This window comes from Streptomyces sp. TRM70350 (genome assembly GCF_019219825.1).
Classification (GTDB): domain Bacteria; phylum Actinomycetota; class Actinomycetes; order Streptomycetales; family Streptomycetaceae; genus Streptomyces.
This window is the reverse complement of sequence record NZ_JAHUXH010000031.1, coordinates 24,812-43,151: the sequence shown is the minus strand read 5'-3', so window position 1 is coordinate 43,151 and position 18,340 is coordinate 24,812. Positions and strand designations below refer to the sequence as shown.

Annotated in this window: 17 protein-coding genes and 1 pseudogene; 9 read left to right on the top strand and 9 right to left on the bottom strand. The window is 71.9% G+C overall.

Annotation, left to right across the window (positions count from 1 at the left end; all coding sequences use genetic code 11):
- Positions 1 to 25 precede the first annotated feature (25 nt).
- The 5 genes and pseudogenes from KWI83_RS31465 to KWI83_RS39250 form a co-directional block, all read right to left on the bottom strand.
- A complete protein-coding gene (locus KWI83_RS31465) occupies positions 26 to 628 on the bottom strand; it encodes a hypothetical protein (protein WP_218517787.1) in 603 nt (200 codons plus the stop codon).
- Complete coding sequence (locus KWI83_RS31460; RefSeq protein WP_218517786.1) at positions 615 to 2,156, bottom strand: substrate-binding and VWA domain-containing protein; 1,542 nt, start codon at positions 2,154 to 2,156, stop codon at positions 615 to 617. The genes KWI83_RS31465 and KWI83_RS31460 overlap by 14 nt, the downstream gene beginning before the upstream one ends.
- On the bottom strand, positions 2,153 to 3,364 hold the full coding sequence (locus KWI83_RS31455) for a toxic anion resistance protein (RefSeq protein WP_218517785.1): 1,212 nt from the start codon (positions 3,362 to 3,364) through the stop codon (positions 2,153 to 2,155). Before KWI83_RS31455 ends, KWI83_RS31460 begins: the two co-directional genes overlap by 4 nt.
- Positions 3,361 to 4,455: a substrate-binding domain-containing protein gene (locus tag KWI83_RS31450; protein WP_218517784.1), complete on the bottom strand. Its 1,095-nt coding sequence runs from the start codon at positions 4,453 to 4,455 to the stop codon at positions 3,361 to 3,363. The genes KWI83_RS31455 and KWI83_RS31450 overlap by 4 nt, the downstream gene beginning before the upstream one ends.
- 167 nt (positions 4,456 to 4,622) lie before the next feature.
- Positions 4,623 to 4,889: pseudogene (locus KWI83_RS39250) on the bottom strand (cellulose-binding protein); the annotation flags it as partial.
- Positions 4,890 to 5,952: 1,063 nt separating this feature from the next.
- Between KWI83_RS39250 and KWI83_RS31440 the strand changes: the two are divergent.
- Positions 5,953 to 6,129 (top strand): hypothetical protein, encoded by a 177-nt coding sequence (locus KWI83_RS31440; RefSeq protein ID WP_218517782.1) that lies wholly within the window; start codon positions 5,953 to 5,955, stop codon positions 6,127 to 6,129.
- Between the two features lie 113 nt (positions 6,130 to 6,242).
- Here the strand turns inward: KWI83_RS31440 and KWI83_RS31435 are convergent, their stop codons facing one another.
- Positions 6,243 to 6,659 carry a hypothetical protein gene (locus KWI83_RS31435; RefSeq protein WP_218517781.1) on the bottom strand — a complete coding sequence of 139 codons (417 nt, stop codon included), beginning with the start codon at positions 6,657 to 6,659 and terminating at the stop codon, positions 6,243 to 6,245.
- A gap of 100 nt (positions 6,660 to 6,759) precedes the next feature.
- Complete coding sequence (locus KWI83_RS31430) at positions 6,760 to 7,971, bottom strand: pyridoxal phosphate-dependent aminotransferase (RefSeq protein ID WP_218517780.1); 1,212 nt, start codon at positions 7,969 to 7,971, stop codon at positions 6,760 to 6,762.
- A 144-nt stretch (positions 7,972 to 8,115) separates the two neighbouring features.
- Here KWI83_RS31430 and KWI83_RS31425 point away from each other — a divergent pair, with 144 nt between their 5' ends.
- Together KWI83_RS31425 and KWI83_RS31420 are read left to right on the top strand one after the other, a co-directional pair.
- Complete coding sequence (locus KWI83_RS31425) at positions 8,116 to 8,763, top strand: hypothetical protein (RefSeq protein ID WP_218517779.1); 648 nt, start codon at positions 8,116 to 8,118, stop codon at positions 8,761 to 8,763.
- A 165-nt stretch (positions 8,764 to 8,928) separates the two neighbouring features.
- Positions 8,929 to 9,768 carry a serine protease gene (locus KWI83_RS31420; protein WP_218517778.1) on the top strand — a complete coding sequence of 280 codons (840 nt, stop codon included), beginning with the start codon at positions 8,929 to 8,931 and terminating at the stop codon, positions 9,766 to 9,768.
- A gap of 18 nt (positions 9,769 to 9,786) precedes the next feature.
- On the opposite strand, the gene KWI83_RS31415 is transcribed toward KWI83_RS31420, so the two are convergent.
- Positions 9,787 to 11,397 (bottom strand): amidohydrolase family protein, encoded by a 1,611-nt coding sequence (locus tag KWI83_RS31415; protein ID WP_218517777.1) that lies wholly within the window; start codon positions 11,395 to 11,397, stop codon positions 9,787 to 9,789.
- Between the two features lie 10 nt (positions 11,398 to 11,407).
- Entirely contained in the window at positions 11,408 to 12,700 is a 1,293-nt protein-coding gene (locus KWI83_RS31410) for an amino acid deaminase (RefSeq protein WP_218517776.1), read from the bottom strand.
- A 179-nt stretch (positions 12,701 to 12,879) separates the two neighbouring features.
- On the opposite strand from KWI83_RS31410, the gene KWI83_RS31405 reads away from it, so the two are divergent.
- From KWI83_RS31405 to KWI83_RS31380, 6 genes are all read left to right on the top strand, one after another.
- Positions 12,880 to 14,007: a sugar kinase gene (locus tag KWI83_RS31405; protein ID WP_218517827.1), complete on the top strand. Its 1,128-nt coding sequence runs from the start codon at positions 12,880 to 12,882 to the stop codon at positions 14,005 to 14,007.
- On the top strand, positions 14,004 to 14,765 hold the full coding sequence (locus KWI83_RS31400; protein ID WP_218517775.1) for an IclR family transcriptional regulator: 762 nt from the start codon (positions 14,004 to 14,006) through the stop codon (positions 14,763 to 14,765). The genes KWI83_RS31405 and KWI83_RS31400 overlap by 4 nt, the downstream gene beginning before the upstream one ends.
- Entirely contained in the window at positions 14,762 to 15,172 is a 411-nt protein-coding gene (locus KWI83_RS31395) for a RidA family protein (RefSeq protein WP_218517774.1), read from the top strand. Before KWI83_RS31400 ends, KWI83_RS31395 begins: the two co-directional genes overlap by 4 nt.
- Before the next feature lie 725 nt (positions 15,173 to 15,897).
- Complete coding sequence (locus tag KWI83_RS31390; protein ID WP_218517773.1) at positions 15,898 to 16,998, top strand: hypothetical protein; 1,101 nt, start codon at positions 15,898 to 15,900, stop codon at positions 16,996 to 16,998.
- Positions 16,998 to 17,681 carry a hypothetical protein gene (locus tag KWI83_RS31385; RefSeq protein WP_218517772.1) on the top strand — a complete coding sequence of 228 codons (684 nt, stop codon included), beginning with the start codon at positions 16,998 to 17,000 and terminating at the stop codon, positions 17,679 to 17,681. Before KWI83_RS31390 ends, KWI83_RS31385 begins: the two co-directional genes overlap by 1 nt.
- Before the next feature lie 5 nt (positions 17,682 to 17,686).
- A complete protein-coding gene (locus KWI83_RS31380; RefSeq protein WP_218517771.1) occupies positions 17,687 to 18,340 on the top strand; it encodes an RES family NAD+ phosphorylase in 654 nt (217 codons plus the stop codon).

The following is an 18,340-nucleotide window of genomic DNA, read 5'->3' as shown; positions in this document are numbered from 1 at the left end:
AGTTCCCCGCGCCCCTTCAGGTCAGCTACTGAGAGCGGTCCTCCAAGTAGCGGGTGTGGGACTCCTGCCGTCTGGCCTCCGTCTCCCTGAGGTCCGCCGCCAGGCGTTCCGCCTCCTCGTGCAGCAGCGCCAGCTGCCGCTCCAGATGCCGCTCCGGTGGCTCCTGCCCCGGCGTCATCCGGTGCCACCACCGGGTGCGTACGAAGGCGTCGACGGCCTCGGGTATGTCCTGCCGCACCGCCCGCGACAGCGCGTGCACGCCCTCGGGGTCCCGGGCCAGCACCTCGGCGACCCAGCCCGGCTGCAGCAGCGCGGCCAGCAGCTCGGTGAGTTCGGCGAGGCGCCCGGAGGCGGCGGGCGGCAGCTCGACGTCCGCGAGGTAGGCGCCGAGCCGCTCGAAGTCGCCCCGCAGTTCGTCCAGTTGGGCGGACGGATCCGGGAAGTCGGGCAGCGTCGGCCGTTCCGGCGGTGCGATCAGCGCGCCCGCCCCGTACAGACCGGCGACGACGACCGGCCAGTACGGGCCCGCCACCCCGGTGAACGTCAGCACGAGCCCGAGCAGCCCGCAGACGCAGCCGGTGAGGTTCTTGCGGGACTCCAGGTACGTCAGTGCCCTACTGGTAGCCACGGATCTCCTCGAAGGCGCCGTCCAGGGAGCCCTGCTGGGCGTCGAAGAGACGGCCGCCGGTCAGCTCGGCGATGCGTTCCAGCTCGGAGCGGTCGGAGTCGCCGAACAGGATCGGGAAGACGGGGATGTCGCGCTGCTCGCCGGTGAGCGAGTCGTGGAACGCCTCGAAGGTCCAGGGGCTCGCGCCGACGGTGTTCTCGCCGTCCGTCATCAGCACGATCGACGTGAACGTCTCCTCGTCGGCGCCCAGATGCTCGTACGCCTTCTGCAGCGAGGTGTAGATCGCCGTGTCGCCCTCGGCCTTCAGCGCCCGGGTGTCGCGGCGGATGCCGTCGAGGCCGGTCTTCGGGTCCGCGGGGTCCACGACATGGGTGCGCACGCTCTTCACGTCCGACCCGAACGGCATCAGCGTGACCTCCTCACGGTCCCGGAAGTCCCCGGTCAGTCCGGTGAGCGCCGACTTCAGCCGGGCCAGCCGGTCGCCCTCCATGGAGCCGGAGGTGTCCAGGACGTACACCGTGCGCGAGGGGCGGCGCAGTTCGTTCTCGTACGAGTCGAGCAGCCCGTCGGCGACGGAACGGCTGCCCGGGAAGGGCAGTTCGCGTCGCCGGGTGGTCTCCAGGCCCGGTGCGGGGGTGACGGAGGCGACGACCGGGCGGCGGTGCGTGCGGTCGGTGATCGCGCGCTGGATCTCCGGGCCGCGCAGGGCCTCGGCGAGGCGGCGCACGTCCTCGCGGGCGGTGGCACTGGCGGAGGCGAGGGAGGAGAGCGGGTAGTCGGCGGTGACCACACCGTCCTTGGGGCGGATCACCGTCAGGTCCGGGATGCTCTTCAGCACCGACTCGTAGTTGAGCAGCGCGTCGACGTTGCCGCGCCGGGTGTACGCGCTCGCCAGCCAGCCCGACGAGCCCGAGGTCAGCTTCTGCCCCTGGAAGAACTCCCGCAGCCGCGGAGTCGCCTTGCGCACATCCGCGTCGGTGAGCGCGGCCTGGGCGCCGGAGAGGGCCGAGGCGACGGAGACCAGGGTGGAGTAGCCGGAGTTGGAGCGGGTCGGGTCGGTCATGCCGTACGTCAGCTCGCCGTCCCGGACGGCCTTTTCGATCTGGGACCAGGTGACGTCCTCGGGGGTCCAGCCGAGGGCCCGGACGGTGGCCGGCTTGACGCCGATCGCGACCGGGCTCGACATGATCGGCGTCTCCGAGACGACCTTCTCGCGGGCCTCGGGACGCAGCCGCAGATAGTCGTTGGAGGCCAGCCACACCGCGTCGTACGCCTGGTCCGCCTTGCCCCCCGCCAGCAGGTCGACGGCGTCGAGGGTGCCCATGTAGGTGGGCCGGACGGTGATGCCGGTCTGCTCGCGGACCTGGTCCAGGACCGGCGACATGTCGCTGAGCTCGCTGGAGGCGAGGACGCGCAGGGTGCCGGGAGTGTAGGCGGTGGGATCGTCGTCGGGGGTGTCCTGCCCGGTGGTGCAGGCGGTGAGCAGGGTGAGGGCGGCGAGGGTGAGGGCGGCGATCCGGCGTCTCATGTCCGGCCTCCTTCCAGGGTGCCCTGCGAGCGACTGCGCTCCAGGTAGGCACTGGCGTTGTGGAGTTCGTTCGTCAGCGACTCGACGGTGGCGGCCATCGCCTCGGTGGCCTGCGCCTTGTAGGTGTCGATGGTGTCGAGCGTGCGGTAGATCTGCTGGAAGGCGGCCCGCAGGGTCTCCGCGCCGACCGCCGGGTCCGCGGCGATTCGCTGGATCTCGCCGGACTGCGTCGCCAGCATCTCCGCGTTGCCCCGGATCAGGTCCTCGGTGGTGCCGCGCAGGGCGTTGACCTGGTCGACGACCTTCTTCTGGTGGTCCAGGGCGGAGGCCAGCATGACGGAGATGCGCAGCGCCGAGACGGTGGTCGTGGCGGCCCGGTCGACGCCCTTGATCAGCTCCTCGTTGTTGCGGCGTACGACATCCATGGCGAGGTAGCCCTGGGCGCACACCGCGAGCTGGGTGAGCAGGTCCTGGTGCTTCTGCCGGACGGGGAAGAGCACGTCGGCGCGCAGGGTGTCGGCCTGCTGAGGGTCGGTGACCCCGCGGATGTGCTCCTCGACAGACCGGTCCAGGGCCTCGGCCAGCACCACGTACTCCTGGAGCTTGCCCATGGTCTCCCACAGCCGGACCCGCTCGGTCTGCAACGCGGCGTTGTCGCGGCGCAGTTCGTCCTGCCCGCCGCGCAGCGACCCCACGATCCTGTTCAACGTGCCCTGCGCGGAGGCGTACTTGGCGACGTGGTCACGCAGCTTGTTCCCGCCGGGCAGCCGGGACAGGAACCGGCGTCCCTTGGCGGCGGGCAGGTCGCGCGGGTCGAGGTCCTCGACGACCCGCCGCAGCTCCACCAGCGACCCGGCGACCCGCGCCTGGGCGTCACCGCCCTTGCTGGGCAGGCTGCGCACGGTCCGCTCCAGCATGCGGTTGGACTGCGCGGCCGCGGTGCGCATCTCCCCGGCGCCCAGCGCGGTGATCTCGCCGACCTTGCCGGCGAACTCGGGGGAGCGGGCGTCGAGGGCGGCGAGTCCGGCGACGTACTCGGCGGCCTTGCGGGCCATGTCCGTCCGGACGCCTTCGTCGACGGGGACGAGTCCGCCCGCCTTCTCGCGCGGCACCGGGGAGACGGGCTCGGGCGGGGTGAGGGTGAAGGAGTCGTCGCGGCCGGCGCTGGTGTTCTGGTCGGCGCTGTGGCCGAGGTCGTAGTCGCTCATCGGGCTGATCCCCCCTGTCCGCGCGCCCGGCGCGCCATCTCGTGCAGCACCTCGTAGGTGGGCACGGGCGCCTGCCGTACGCCGGTCAGCTTCTGGTTGAGGTAGTCGGTGCGGTCGGCGGTGGCCGCGGTGAACTCGGCGGTGGCGCCCTGCGGGCGGAACCCGTGCCGGACGGCCAGCTCGCGCAATGCCGGGTCGGTGGCCAGCAGGTGGCCGAGTTCGCGGCCCTCGTCGGTCAGCGGCACGACGGTGTGGTCGCTGGTGGCGGTGGTGTCCGGGTAGAGGACGGTGAGGTCGTCGATGCCCTGCCCCTGGGCGAGCAGGGCGGCGACCTGCGACTCGTAGACGAGGACCAGCGGGTTGCCGGCGCCGCTGATGAAGTCCCGGAAGGGACCGTCCGAGCTGGACTGCTGGGCGCCCTGCACCGTGACCAGCTTGCGCAGCAGCGGCGCGGTGCGCTCGACGTCGGCGTCGCCCGCCACGACCTTGCCGCCGTTGTGGACGTAGGAGGCGGCGGCCAGGTAGAGGGCGCCGGAGTTGGAGGTGAGGGGATCGGTACTGGCGATGTAGAGCGTCCCGCTCAGCTCCCCGTACTTCTCGGCACCCTCGAGCTGCTGCCAGCTGCGGTCGTCCCGGGCGGCGTCGAGATAGGCGCTCATCTTCAGGGTGCCGCGGTGGGGCGCGTCCAGCGTGGCGAGTCCGTTCGCCTCCAGCACCTCGGCGGCGTTGCGGTGGGCGACGACGACGAGGGGCGAGTAGAAGGGGCGCGGCAGCGGCTGCTGTGCCCGGTGCTTCGCGGCGAGCGCGTCGGCGGGCGCCTTGCTGGACGGGAAGGCGAAGTCGTGGCCCTTCAGGTCCAGCTCCTCCATGGCCCACGACCCGGACGACTCCGCCCGCACGGTGTAGCCCTGGGCGGCAAGGGCGTCCACCACCTGTGGATCGGCGAAGAACTCCGCCTTCTCCGACCCGACCACGCCACGCACGGTCTTCGTTGCCGCGCTCTGCTCCCCGTTGTCCCGGCCCACCACGACGGCCGCCACCACGCCGCCGATCAGCAACACCGCGAGGACAATACCTGTGATTCGTCTCACGCCCGGAGCGTGCTCCCGGAACCCGACGTTCCCCGTGTCCTGGGGTGAACGGGAGGTGGCGGACGGATCCCGGTATGCAACAGGAGCCAGGGATTCCGCTACGTCGTGCGTGGCGGTACGTACAGCTGTTTGATGGGCCTGTCCTTTCTGCTCGCGAGGGCACCGTCCTGGCGCCGGGCGGCTTCCACCGTCTCGCGTGCACGACGCTCCGCGTCCTTCACGAGCGTCTGGGCCTCCAGGCGCAGCTGCTCGGCGCGGTCCTCGATCTCGGCGAGGTGTTTCTCGGCCCTGGCCTGACGGGCCAGCAGGTCACGTTCGGTCTGTTCGCGGCGCTTGGCGAAGCTGGTCTCGAAGTCGGCGGCGGCCTGGGCGGCCTTGGCGCGGGTCTCCTCGTAGACGGCGTCGGCCCGCTCCAGCTTGGCCTGTGCCTCACGAGTCGCCTGGTCGCGCAGGATTTCCGCCTCCCGGGCCGCGCGCTGGAGTTCCAGGAGGCGCTCCTGCGCGATCCCGGCGGCGCCGGCCATCTCCTGCCGTACCTCCTCGACCCTTTCCTCCAGCTCCTCGCGCTCCGCGTCCTCCTCGGTACTGGCCAGCTTCCGCTCCAGCTTCGCGCAGCGGGCCCGCGCGTCGTCACGGTCACGCTCGGCCTGCTCGAGTTCCGCTTCCAGCCGGTCGATCTCCCCGCGCAGCTCATGGCACTGAGCCTCCAGGTCCCGTTGCCGACCGCGATAGACCTCGATCTGCGCGGCCGTACGCCCCCGCTCCTCGGCCGCACTGCGCGCGATCTCGCGCTGCTGCCGCTCCAATCGGTTCAGTTCGCGTTTCTGGTCGGAAACACTGAGCGTCAGGTCCCGGATCTGGAGTTCGGCCTGCTCCCTCGCGAGAATCGCCTCCTCCAGTTTGTCGCTGGCCATCTGCAGCCGGTAGCGGCCCGGCTGCTGGGCGAGCAGCGCCTCACGGTGCAGGCGGTAGGCGTAGGCCTGCACATCGGGGCTGATGTCGACGCCGTGCGCCTTGCAGGCGGACTTCAGCAGGGCGTCGATGAAGTTCTTGTCCGGGAGGCGCTTGCCGCTGAGATACCGGGAGACGGACGGCGGGCTGATGTGGTGGTACGCGGCGAACTGCCGGAGGGATTTCCCCGTCGCTTTGAACAGGCCGCGCAACGCGCGGACGAAGTCACGGACTTCGGGCTGGAGACCGTCCGGGAGGGGACCGAGCCCGGCGACGTCCTCCACGTCCTCGAACGGCGTTTCCCGGCCCCCGTCGCCGCCCGCCCAGCGATCGTCACCGCGCACATGCCCTCCTCGCGCCAGCGTTTACTCGTACCTCCAACTGTGGCCGCTCACAGGGGGCGCCGACCTCGATTCGGCGAAGACTTGTGTTGCCGATCGCGGGAAACGGTGACCGTTTCCGTTCCGCAACACCGTGCGTCACCGCGAGGGTGAAGGCGGAGGAACGGCGTGACGCACGCTGTTGTCGACGGCCGAAGGAGCCGGAGTGAAAAGTCCGTTGCTGTCCCTGCGCGCGGCGCTGGTCCTGCTGATGGGAGTACTGGTCGGGGTCGGCGCGGGAGTGCTCGGCGCTCTCGGCGGAGCCGCTCCGGCCCAGGCGGTCCTCACGGGGGCCGCCGCCTTCGGTGTCGCGGTGCCGTTCTTCGACCACCTCGTCGGATGAGCCGGGAGTCGCCCAGGGCTCCGTGGTGATCAGGGAGGTGGTGTGTGGCACCCGGTCCGCGCGTCGCTGCGGGTGCGCGCGGACCGGGGCCGTCGGAGGGAGCCCGGCAGGGCTCAGTGCGTGGCGAGTTCGTGCGGTTCGAGCAGCGCCGCGTGGGCGTCCATCCGCTCGGCCGCCAGGATCGCCGCCGCCGTGTCCGCCCGGGACGCGGCGACGACCAGCGCGCGCCCGGCGAGGGCATGGGCCCGCCGGTGCAGCGCGGCGAGGTGTGGTGCGGCGGTCGCGGTCGCCGAGGTGCGGGCCGGCGTACGGCCTCCCCGCAGCCGGGCCACCTGCTCCGCGAGCCGTGCGGCGGCGGTGTCCAGGTCGTCGGACGGGGCCAGCGCGCGCAGCTCGTCGGTGACGGCGAGCAGTGCCGCGAGGTGCCCCGCGAGCTGGATGTCCAGCTCTTCCTCACGTGACCGGTGGGGGAAGTCGGAAGAGGTGCCGGCCATCGTGTGGACCGACTTGGCGCGGATCGGCTCGTACATGGGATGGCCTCCTGTGCTTGGCAGAAGCCATCCTAGCTTGGATTTCGTCTAAAGTTGAGCCGTTCACAAATAAGGCGGAGGTGCCCACGCAGCGTGAGCGTCAGTGCTGGCTGTAGCCGTCCAGGAAGCTGCCGATCCGGCCGATCGCGTCCCGCAGATCGGCGACCGTCGGCAGCGTGACGACCCGGAAGTGGTCCGGCTCCGTCCAGTTGAAGCCGGTGCCGTGCACGACCATGATCTTCTCGCGCCGGAGCAGGTCGAGGACCAGCCGCCGGTCGTCCTTGATCTTGAAGACGTTGGGGTCCAGGCGGGGGAAGAGGTACAGGGCGCCCTTCGGGCGGACGCACGTCACGCCCGGGATCCGCGTCAGCATCTCGTAGGCGACATCCATCTGCTCCCGCAGGCGGCCGCCCGGCAGCACCAGGTCGTTGATCGACTGGCGTCCGCTGAGTGCCGCGACCACGCCGTGCTGGCCCGGCATGTTGGCGCACAGGCGCATGTTCGCCAGGATGGTCAGGCCCTCGATGTAGGAGTCGGCGTGCGCGCGGGGGCCGGAGATCGACATCCACCCGACCCGGTATCCGGCCACCCGGTACGCCTTCGACATGCCGTTGAAAGTGAGGGTGAGCAGATCGGGGGCGACGGCCGCGGTCGGGATGTGTTCGGCGCCGTCGTACAGGATCTTGTCGTAGATCTCGTCCGAGCAGACCAGCAGGTTGTGGCGGCGGGCGATGTCGGTCAGGCCCTTGAGCATCGCCTCGTCGTAGACCGCGCCGGTCGGGTTGTTCGGGTTGATGATCACGATCGCCTTGGTGCGGTCGGTGACCTTGCGTTCGACGTCGGCCAGGTCCGGCATCCAGTCGGACTGCTCGTCGCAGCGGTAGTGCACGGCCGTACCGCCGGACAGGGACACGGCGGCCGTCCACAGCGGGTAGTCCGGCGCCGGTACGAGGACCTCGTCGCCGTCGTCCAGCAGGCCCTGCATCGCCATGGTGATCAGCTCGGAGACACCGTTGCCGATGAAGACGTGCTCGACGTCCGTCTCGATGCCGAGGGTCTGGTTGTGCATGACGACCGCCCGGCGCGCGGCCAGCAGGCCCTTGGCGTCGCCGTAGCCGTGGGCCGTCGAGACGTTGCGGAGGATGTCCTCCAGGATCTCCGGCGGGCACTCGAAGCCGAAGGCGGCCGGGTTGCCGGTGTTCAGCTTCAGGATGCGGTGACCGGCCGCTTCCAGGCGCATCGCCTCTTCGAGTACCGGGCCCCGGATCTCGTAACAGACGTTGGCGAGCTTGGTCGACTGGATCACCTGCATGTCTGGGAGCTTACGGCCGCGTAACGCATCACGGCTCGTGCTTTCCGCCACATGAGACGCGGGTTCGGGTGGGCACATGCCGCCGCTGTCCCTCCGAAGCCGCTGCTGTCCCTGTCGTCACGCCAGTCCCTAGAATGCGTGGCCATGTCAGAGCCCCCCAGAACGGGTGAACCTCAGGGTCCGCCGAAGGTGTACCTGCCGCAGCCGCAGCCGGAGCGGATACCCGCCTACGAGGAGTACGCCGACCCGGCGGCCGCGCACGGCTGGCAGAACGCCTACGACGAGACGCGCGAGCTGCCGACGGTACCGGCCCCGGCGCGGCACCGGGGCTCCCGCCGCAAGCCCAGCCCCTGGCGGCAGCGGCGGGTGGCGGTGGCCGCCGGTGCGGTGGGCGCGGCGTCCGTGGCGGCGCTGATCGCCGGGTTCTCCTTCTCGGGGTCGTCCTCCGGCGGCGGCACGCAGGGCAAGCAGGACCGGACGAACTCGACGTCGGACGACCCGGAGGAGGCGGCGACGCCGTCCCGTACGGAAGCGGGCGGCGGCGACGGCACGCCCTCCGCGCCCGCCTCGGAGAGCGCCCGCGTTCCCGTCTCGGCTCCGACCCCGGACTCCTCGAAAGGCGGCGACGGCGTCTCCCAGGCCCCCGTCACTGCCCCCGCCACCGAGGCGCCCACGACCGCGCCCGCCTCGGCTCCGACTCCGACCCCCACGGCGACGCCCCTCGACGACCGTCCGGGGAACGCCAACGGCAACCCGGGGCAGGGTCAGGGCGGCACCAAACGGCCCAAGTAGCCCCCGTCGCACGCGCGAAGACACGCGAAGACACGCGAAGACACGTCCCCGAGGGCCTGTACGCCTTCTTGTCCCCTCGCATCTCTGCACCAACAATGTGCATGACAAGACAGCGGGCGACCGGACGACCTCCGGTCGCTCCCGTCATGAAGAGGGGACCCCCACATGAACAAACCTCTCCTGGCCGCACTCGCCGCCCTCTTGATAACCGGGGCAGGTGCGGCCCCCGCGGTCGCCGCCACCCCGGACACGGAGGCCGCGCCCGCGATCCAGGCCGTCGACTTCGCCGGTACCGTCGCGCTCAGCAACTGCTCCGGCTCCGTGATCCGGATGCCGGACTCCGCCGACGACGACCCCGCGCTCGTGCTGAGCAACGGGCACTGCCTGGAGAGCGGCTTCCCGGAGCCCGGCGAGGTCATCGTCGACCAGCCCTCCACCCGCTCCTTCGGGCTGCTGAACTCCGCCGGGACCCGCGTCGCCACTCTGCGCGCCAGCAAGATCGCGTACTCCACGATGACCGACACGGACGTCGCGGTCTACCAGCTCACCCGCACCTACGCGCAGATCCGCGGCTCCTACGGCATCGACGCGCTCACCCTCAACGACACCCGCCCGACGGCGGGCACCGCCATCAGTGTCGTCTCCGGGTACTGGAAGCGGATCTACACCTGCTCGATCGACGGCTTCGCCCACCGGCTGAAGGAGGGCGACTGGACCTGGAAGGACTCCGTCCGGTACACCTCCGCCTGCAACACCATCGGCGGCACCTCGGGCTCCCCGGTCGTCGACCGGTCCACCGGCCGCGTCGTCGCCGTCAACAACACCGGCAACGAGGACGGGCAGCGCTGCACGCTGAACAATCCTTGCGAGGTCGACGCCAACGGCAACGTCACCGTCCGCCAGGGCATCAACTACGCCCAGCAGACGTATCAGCTCGCCGCCTGTTTCGGCCTCGACAACAAGCTCGACCTGTACGCGAGCGGGTGCACCCTGCCCAAGCCGTGACTCAGCCGCGGCGGGCGATCACATCGGCGCCCTGCGGACCGCCCGCCCCGCCAGGACGTCCGTCCGGCGGCCGTCCTCGATCACGAACCGGCCGTCGATCAGCACATACGGGATGCCCGTCGGGAGCGTGCGCGGCTGGTCGAAGGTGGCGCCCGCCGCGACCGTGGCCGGGTCGAAGAGCACCAGGTCGGCCCGGTACCCCTCGCGGACCACGCCCCGGTCCGGCAGTCGCAGCCGGGCCGCCGGGCGCCCGGTCAGACGGGCCACGCACTCCTCCAGCGACAGCACCCCCAGCTCCCGCACGTACCGGCCGAGATAGTGCGGGAACGTGCCGTACGCGCGCGGGTGCGGCTTGGCGCCCTGGAGGATGCCGTCCGAGCCGCCGGTGTGCACCCGGTGCCGCATGATCGCCCGGACGTTCTCCTCGTGGCCGACGTGCTGGAGGATCGTCGGCCCGAGCCGGTCCTCGACCAGCAGACGGCGGGCGGTGACCCAGGGCGCCTCGCCGCGCAGGGCCGCCGAGTCCTCGACCGTCCGGCCGACATACGCCTGAAGGGCCGGTTCGGTCACGCCGGAGATCTCGATCGTGTCCCACTCGACCGGTACGCCGTGACAGCCGTCCGCGCCGACCACCTCCAGGTCGTGGCGGATCCGCTCGGCGGTCCCGTCGTCCGTCAGCCGCCGCAGGGTCTCCTCCGGGCCGCCCTCGTTCGCCCAGCTCGGCAGCAGCGCCACCAGGGTCGTACAGCCGGGCGTGTAGGGGTACGTGTCCAGGCTGATGTCCGCCCCGGCCGCGAGGGCGTCGTCCAGCAGGGACAGCAGCTCGGGCGCGCGGCCCTTGTTGACGCCGAAGTTCATCGTGGCGTGCGCGAGGTGCAGGGGGCAGCCGGCCTCCCGCGTCAGGGCGACCATCTCCGCGTACGCCCGCAGGGCCCCGGCCCCGTACGAGCGGTGGTGCGGGCAGTAGTAGCCGCCGTACCGCGCCACCACCCGGCACAGCTCCGTCAGCTCGGCGTCCTTGGCGTACATGCCGGGCGTGTAGGTGAGCCCGGACGACATCCCGACCGCCCCCTGCTCCAGGCCCTCCGCCACGAGCTGCCGCATCCGGTCCAGCTCCTTCGGCGTGGCCTCCCGGTCCTCCCCGCCGACGGCCAGCGCGCGGACCGTCCCCTGGGGGACGAGGTAGGCCGCGTTGACCGCGATGCCTCGGTCCAGCCGGTCCAGATACTCGCCCACCGACCGCCAGTCGACGTCGATGTCGTCGCCGTGCCCGTTCCAGCCGGTGATGGCACGGCGGACCTCGGCGAGGGTGCGGTCGTCGACGGGGGCGTACGACAGCCCGTCCTGGCCGATGACTTCGAGCGTCACGCCCTGCGCGGCCTTCGCGCTGTGGTCGGGGTCGCGCAGGAGGGCGAGGTCGCTGTGCGCGTGCATGTCGATGAAGCCGGGGGACAGGGCGAGGCCCTCCGCGTCCAGCTCCCTCGTCGCGCCGGGCCGTTGACAGCCCGCCGCCGCTGCCTCCCGGACGATCGACACGATCCGGCCCGCGTCCACCACCACGTCGGCGCGGTACGCGGGGGCGCCGGTGCCGTCGACGACGTCCGCGTCACGGATGACGAGGTCTGCCATGCCGGGGCTCCTAGAAGAACGTACGGATGTAGTCGACGACCGTGCCGTCCGCCTCGGCCACCGGGATCAGCTGCCACTTGTCGAACGACGTGCAGGGGTGGGACAGCCCCATGCCGAGCCAGTCCCCGACCTCAAGGTCCGCCTCGGGGGTGGTGCGCAGCCAGGCGTGCTGGTCGGAGAGTGCGGTGACCTCGACGCCGGTCGCGGGGCGCTGGGTGCCGCCCCGGCGGACGACCTGCGCGAAGGGCAGGTCCAGGTCGTACGCGGCGTCCCGCTTGCCCGCGTTGACGAAGGCCTGCTCCCGCGTCGGCCGCGACACCACCTGCGCCCACAGCCGGAACGCGGGCTCCAGGGCGCCCTCCTCCGAGACCCGGTTGAAGGGGGTCAGCCTGCGGTAGTGGCCGTCGTCGTGCGAGACGTACGCGCCGGAGCGGAGCAACTTCAGTACGGGGGCGCTGAGTCCGGGGATGTCCGCGAACACGTCCGCGACCGCGTCGAACCACGCACTGCCGCCCGCGCTGACGACGATCTCGTCCAGGCCCTGGAACCGCCCCGCCTTGTCGAAGTCCACCGCCAGCGCCACCAGACGGCGCAGCCACGCGTGCACGCGCTCGGGGTCGGCCTCGGGCACCTCGCCCTCGTAGCCCGCGACGCCGGCCAGGCGCAGGGTGGGTGCGGCGGCCACCGCGTCGGCGATCGCCGCGCACTCGGCCTCCGTACGGACGCCGGTGCGGGCGCCTTCACCGGCGGCGAGTTCGACGACGACGTCCAGGGGGCGTGCCGTGCCGCCGCGCAGGGCCGCGTGCATCAGTTCGACGCCGCGCACGGAGTCGACGTAACAGACGAACTCGAAGGAGGGGTCGGTGGCCAGCTCGCCCGCGATCCAGCGCAGGGCCGCGGCGTCCACCAGCTCGTTCGCGAGGAAGATCCGCTGAGTCCCGAACGCCCGCGCCACCCGCACCTGGTGCGGCACCGCGAGGGTGATGCCCCAGGCGCCGTGCTCGATCTGCCGCCGGAAGAGCTGCGGGGCCATGGTCGTCTTGCCGTGCGGGGCGAAGGCGAGGCCGTGGCGGGTGGCGTACGTCGCCATGAGCCGCAGGTTGTGTTCCAGACGCTCGGCGGAGAGGGCGAGCACCGGGGTGGTGAAGCCGTCGGTGAAGAGGTTGCGGCGCTGGGCGGCGAGTTCCGCGACGGTCAGGCCGTCGGCGTCGGGCGGGAGGCCCCTGAAGCGGTGGTCGACGCGTTCCTCGGTGAGGCGGGCGAGCGCTTCGGTGGCGGGCGTGGAGCCGGGTTCGACGGCCATGGAGCCTCCCTGATCTGGTGCGTCGCACTGTGTTGCGCCGTGTTGCGCCGCGTTGGGCTGCGTTGCGCATTCTGCAACGCCCATTGCGTATGTCGCTTGCTGCTGTCTAACATCTCGGCCAACGCGGGGTCAACGGAGCCGGCACGACCCGCGACGCCGACCGAGGAGTCCTGACCATCCTGACCGCCACCGCCCTTCGCACCGCCCCCGACGTCGTGGACGTCGTCGCGCTCGGCGAGTCCATGGTCACGTTCCTGCCCTCCCGCCCGGGCCGCCTCGCCGACGTTCCGTCCTTCGAGCGGGGCATCGGCGGGGCGGAGTCCAACGTGGCGTGCGTGCTCGCTGCCGCTGGGCATTCCGTGCGGTGGGTCAGCCGCGTCGGCGCCGACGGGTTCGGGGACCATCTCGTCGAGGCGATCGGGGCGTACGGCGTCGACGTGTCGTCCGTCCGCCGTGACCCGGCACGCCCGACGGGCGTGTACTTCCGCACGGCGGGGGACCGAGCCGGTGACGGTCACGAGGTGGCGTACTACCGGGCGGGGTCGGCGGCGTCGGCGATGGGCGTGGGGAACGTGGAGATGGGTGCGGCGCGGGCGGCGCGGGTCCTGCATCTGTCGGGGATCACGGCGGCGCTGTCGGAGGACTGCCTGGCGCTGCTGCGCGAGCTGACCGCTCCGGCCGCCGGGCGCCCGCTGGTGTCGTTCGACGTCAACCACCGGCAGGAGCTGTGGCGGGAGGCCGACGGGGCCCCGATCCTGCTGGAGCTGGCGCGGGACGCGGACATCGTGTTCTTGGGGGAGGACGAGGCCGAGGAGGCCTGGGGGGTGACGGGAGGGCCCGAGACGATTCGGGAGCTGCTGCCCGAGCCGGGGACGCTGGTGGTGAAACAGGGTGCCGAGGGGGCGACGGTGTTCGAGCGGCGGCCGGGGCGCGGTGGTCGTCCGGCTGCGGGTCGTGGTGAGCCGGTCGCGCAGTTCCCCGCGCCCCTGGGGTCGGCACGGCCGGGCCGCGTCGTCGAACGTGCCCCTTACGTCAGCGTCGTCGCCCCCGTCGGTGCGGGCGATGCCTTCGCCGCGGGGTTTCTCTCCGGGACGTTGCGCGGCCTGCCCCTCAGGGACCGCCTCCGGCACGGCCACCTCATGGCCGCAGCCGCCCTCACCGTCCCCGGCGACCTCGCCACCCCTCCCTCCCGCGACCACGCCGACCGGCTGGCCGCCCTGGACGACGACGCCTGGGGGAGACTTCGACTCGGCCCCGGCTGGACGCACGCCGTTGACCGGGCCCCGGAGGAGGTACGTACGCCATGAGTCAGACCGTCGACCGCGCGTTGAGCATCCTGCCGCTGCTCGCCGAGGGCCCCGCCGACCTGGGACAGGTCGCCGACCGCCTCGGCGTGCACAAGTCCACCGCGCTCCGCCTCCTGCGCACCCTGCACGAGCACGGCTTCGTCTACCGCCAGTCCGACCAGCGCTACCGCCTCGGCGCCCGCCTCTTCGCGCTCGCCCAGGAGGCGATGGAGAACCTCGACATCCGCGAGATCGCCCACCCCCACCTCGTACGGCTGAACGAGCAGTGCGGACACACCGTGCACCTCGCGGTGTACGAGGAGAACGAGGTGCTCTACATCGACAAGGTGGAGAGCCGCTACCCCGTGCGGATGTACTCGCGGATCGGGAAGCCGGTGGCCATCACGGTCGCCGCCGTGGCGAAGCTCCTCCTCGCCGACCTCCCCGAGCACGAGCGCCGCGCCCTCGCGGAGAAGCTCGACTACCCCATGTACACGTCCCGTTCGGCACCGAACGCCGAGGCCTTCCTCAGGGAGCTGGCCACGGTGCGCGAACAGGGCTGGGCCACCGACCTCGGTGGCCACGAGGAGTCCATCAACTGCGTCGCCGCACCGATCCGCGGCGCCGACGGCCGGGTCGTCGCCGCGATGTCGGTGTCCGCGCCCACCGTCGTCGTCACCGGCGAGGAACTCCTCACCCTGCTCCCGCTGGTCCGCCGCACGGCGGACGCCATCAGCGGCGAGTACTCCGGCAGAACTCCGAGGAAAGAGCCGGCATGACCGAGAAGACCGCCCTCACCCCCAAGACCCACACCACCCCGCCCGCGAAGTTCTCCCACGGCGTGAAGAAGGGCAACATCCTCCAGGTCGCCGGACAGGTCGGCTTCCTGCCCGCGGTCGAGGGGCAGCCCCCGACACCGGCCGGTCCGACCCTGCGTGAGCAGACCCTCCAGACCCTCGCCAACGTCCGGGCGATCCTTCAGGAGGGCGGGGCCACCTGGGACGACGTGATGATGATCCGCGTGTATCTGACGGACGTGGACCACTTCGCCGAGATGAACGAGGTCTATGACCAGTATTTTGAGGAGCAGGGGCTCAGCCAGGCTCCGCCCGCCCGCACGACGGTGTACGTCGGTCTCCCCAAGGGCTTGCTGATCGAGATCGATGCCCTCGCAGTACTCGGCTGATTGATCGGGAATCGAACCAGCCGACCTCCCCTTTCCTGCGTGGACAGTCCCATCCGATGGGCGCGTGCCCACGTCGACTGGCTTGCACGACCGCCTGCGCAAGCGGCGCAGGCGGTACTGAAGTCGTATCGTCGCCCGGGTGCACCGACGCTGGGGGATGGTGAACATTCCGAAGCTCGGGCGAGTGCGGTTCCGTTGGACGCGGGATCTACCCGGCGCGACCAAAGGTGGCCCGTCGGGTCGGATCACCGGGGCCCGTCTGATCAAGGACGCGCTCGGCTGGCACATCGTGTCCCGCACGGCGCGCGAGGTGTTGGTGCCGAAGCGCAGGGACGGAGCCAATTCACACGTCGGAATTGATCGAGGTACCGCCGTTCCTCTCGCCCTGTCCGACGGTAACGAGTGTCCGCGCCTGGCACGGCGCTGCGCTGTCCGAGTGCGGAGTCGTCACGCCTGGCAGTCGTGAGTGCCAGGCGCGGTTCGTATGCCGTAATCCAGAGTGTGGCTGGACCGGCAATGCTGACTTCAACGCCAGTCGCAACATCGATCAGGCGGGTCTCGTACGCGGGAGAGAGCTCCAAAACGCCTACTTCGAGGCTCGGGATGTGAGGGGGCCGGACCCGGAGGCGCCCTGATTCCGCCCCGTTCGCGACCGGGCCGTGCGCTGCAATGGAAGGGCGGAACGGGCTTGTGAGCGGCCGCGGGCCGGTGCGATGCTGATCGTCATGCCGTCGCCGCCGCCTCACCCGCTCGAACACGGAGTGGTCCTCGCGGAGGTGCGGAAGGTGCGACGAGCCGGAGTCGTCAGGCTGCGGGAGCTCGCCCTGCCGGTGCTCGCCGAGGTCGCCCGTGACCTTCCGTGGGGAGACGGCGAGTTGCCTGGGGGGCCGGTGGAGAAGGTGTTACGGCTCGCCGTCTCCCGGATGGGCGGCGGCACCCTGCAGACCGCCGCCGAGTACAGCCTCGGCCTCGCCCAGGGCACCCGGGACTGGCCGGCCGCCGACCGGCGCCGACGGGCCGCGCAGGTGTACGGGGTGAGCGTCGAACGGTTCCGCAAGCACCACGAGTTGATGGTCCTCGGGCAGGTCGCGGAACAAATCGTCCAGGCCGCCGGGCACACACCGGTGACCGACGCCCCCGCACCGGCGCCGTACGACCGCGTCCCCGCCGCCCACCGGGCGCTGCGCGTCCGCGTGGACCGCCGTACCGTGCCCGTCACCGTGCACGTCCACTCCGTGGACCTGCTGCGCGACATGGACGTCGTCGTCTCGCCCTCGAACACCTACTTCGCGCTGCCCGCGCCCTACAAGTCGTCCGTCTCCGCGACCCTGCGCCGAGCGGGGGCGCGCAGGGACCCCACCGGGGGACTCGTCGAGGACCGTATCCACGACGAGTTGGGGGCATGGGCCGCCCGGCACGGGGCTCCCGGCCGGGCGGCCCTGCCGGGCACGGTCGCCGTCACCTCCGCGGGCGCGCTGGCCGGGCAGGGCGTCCGGCGCATCTACCACGTGGCCGTCGCCGTACCCCGCCCCGAGACCAACGAGTACGACGTACAGCCCGCCGACATCACAAGGGGCGTGGCCCGCGTCTTCGCCCTGCTCGCCGAGGAGGCCCGCCGGTACGACCCGCCGCTGCGGTCGGTGTGCCTGCCGCTGCTCGGCGCGGGCCGCGGTGGGCTGACCCCGCTGGAGAGTTTCGGCGCGCTGTGGACGGCCGTCGAGGCCGAACTCGCCCGGGGCGCCGACTGGGACATCCATTTCGTGGTACGCCGCCATGCGCGCGCCGATCTGCTGGAACGGCTGCTGACTTCCGTGGGGGAGGAGTGATGGGGCACCCCCCGTCCGAACCGGCCGACCCGTACCTCACCCTCGCCGCCGCCGCGGCCCGCTGGGACCGGGTCGCCGCGCGGCTCGGGCCGGACACCCGGGCCCGGCTGGCCGAGCTGCTCACCGTCGTCCGCCGCGCCGACGCCCCCGGCCGCCACGACTGCGCCGTGCGGGCCGCCGGGCTGCTGCGGGAACGCTTGCCCGACGAGTTCGGGGCGGACGCGCACGCACGGCTCGTTGCCGTGCCGGAGGCACAGGGCGGGGCGCCGACCGTGCAGGGGTTCGCCACCGAGGACCTGGCCGTGCTGCTGATCGACGGGCACCGCATGGTGGGGCCGGTGCTCGGGCCGGTGCGGGAGCGGCTGCTCGCGGAGCCCGCGCTGGACGCCGAGACGCTGGAGCGGGGCGGCGGAGAGCCGTACGCGCCGGACCTGATCCGGCTGCGCGGCGCCGGGGGCCGGTTGCGGCTGCCGCGGTTCCAGTTCTCCGAGGAGACCCTGCCCTGGCTGGTCGTCCTGGAGGTCAACGCGCTGCTGGACGCCGACCGCGACCCGTGGGGCGCCGCCGACTGGTGGCTGTCCGCCAACGCCTGGCTCGGCACCAACCCCGTCCGCCTGCTCGGCACCGGACGCGATCGGCAACTCGTCGAGACCGCACGGTTCCTGATGGACAGTGAGGGCTGACCGTCGTGCCCAACTACCGGCCGCCCGAGGCGCTCACCGGCACCCCCGGCAAGGTCACGCTGGCCCGCGGCACCCTGCTGTACCGCATCCACGGCTCCCACCGCGGCGCCGCCGACTTCAACCCCAGGCCTTCGCACTGCCTGTACGGGGGCGGCCGCTTCGACGCCACTTCCTGCGACCGGTACGGCTATCTGTACGCCGGCCTGAGCGCGGCCGCCGCCGTGTGCGAGACCCTGCTGCGCTCGCTGCCCTTCGACCCCGCCGGCGGCCCCCGCCTGCTGCAACGCCGGGCCGTCGAGGGACGCCGCCTCAGCACCCTCCGCCTCACCGCCGACCTGTGCGTGCTGCCGCTGATGACCGCGCAGGACCTGGCCGCCGTACACCAGGACACGTGGCTGGTGCACACCGAGGCGCACGAGTACCCGTACACCAGGGACTGGGCGCACTGGATCCGCCGGCACACCCAGCCCTGGGCGCAGGGGATGGTGTGGTCGTCCAAGCGGGAACCGGCGGACCGGACCGTGGTGCTGTTCGGCGACCGCTGCCCCGACGGTGCGCTGCGCTGCGAGGAGGACGAGGCCGTGGACTTCGACACGGCCGAGGGCCGGGAGTGGCTCAACTCCGTACTGCTGCCCTACTACGTCCAACTCGCGCCGTAG

Bases quoted from the DNA above. Each gene is read 5' to 3' on its own strand.
- KWI83_RS31410 (WP_218517776.1), bottom strand. From the start codon at position 12,700: ATGGCCGTCGAACCCGGCTCCACGCCCGCCACCGAAGCGCTCGCCCGC.
- KWI83_RS31430 (WP_218517780.1), bottom strand. From the start codon at position 7,971: ATGCAGGTGATCCAGTCGACCAAGCTCGCCAACGTCTGTTACGAGATC.
- KWI83_RS31385 (WP_218517772.1), top strand. From the start codon at position 16,998: ATGGGGCACCCCCCGTCCGAACCGGCCGACCCGTACCTCACCCTCGCC.
- KWI83_RS31400 (WP_218517775.1), top strand. From the start codon at position 14,004: ATGAGTCAGACCGTCGACCGCGCGTTGAGCATCCTGCCGCTGCTCGCC.
- KWI83_RS31455 (WP_218517785.1), bottom strand. From the start codon at position 3,364: ATGAGCGACTACGACCTCGGCCACAGCGCCGACCAGAACACCAGCGCC.
- KWI83_RS31425 (WP_218517779.1), top strand. From the start codon at position 8,116: ATGTCAGAGCCCCCCAGAACGGGTGAACCTCAGGGTCCGCCGAAGGTG.
- KWI83_RS31390 (WP_218517773.1), top strand. From the start codon at position 15,898: ATGCCGTCGCCGCCGCCTCACCCGCTCGAACACGGAGTGGTCCTCGCG.
- KWI83_RS31420 (WP_218517778.1), top strand. From the start codon at position 8,929: ATGAACAAACCTCTCCTGGCCGCACTCGCCGCCCTCTTGATAACCGGG.
- KWI83_RS31460 (WP_218517786.1), bottom strand. From the start codon at position 2,156: ATGAGACGCCGGATCGCCGCCCTCACCCTCGCCGCCCTCACCCTGCTC.
- KWI83_RS31415 (WP_218517777.1), bottom strand. From the start codon at position 11,397: ATGGCAGACCTCGTCATCCGTGACGCGGACGTCGTCGACGGCACCGGC.
- KWI83_RS31435 (WP_218517781.1), bottom strand. From the start codon at position 6,659: ATGTACGAGCCGATCCGCGCCAAGTCGGTCCACACGATGGCCGGCACC.
- KWI83_RS31395 (WP_218517774.1), top strand. From the start codon at position 14,762: ATGACCGAGAAGACCGCCCTCACCCCCAAGACCCACACCACCCCGCCC.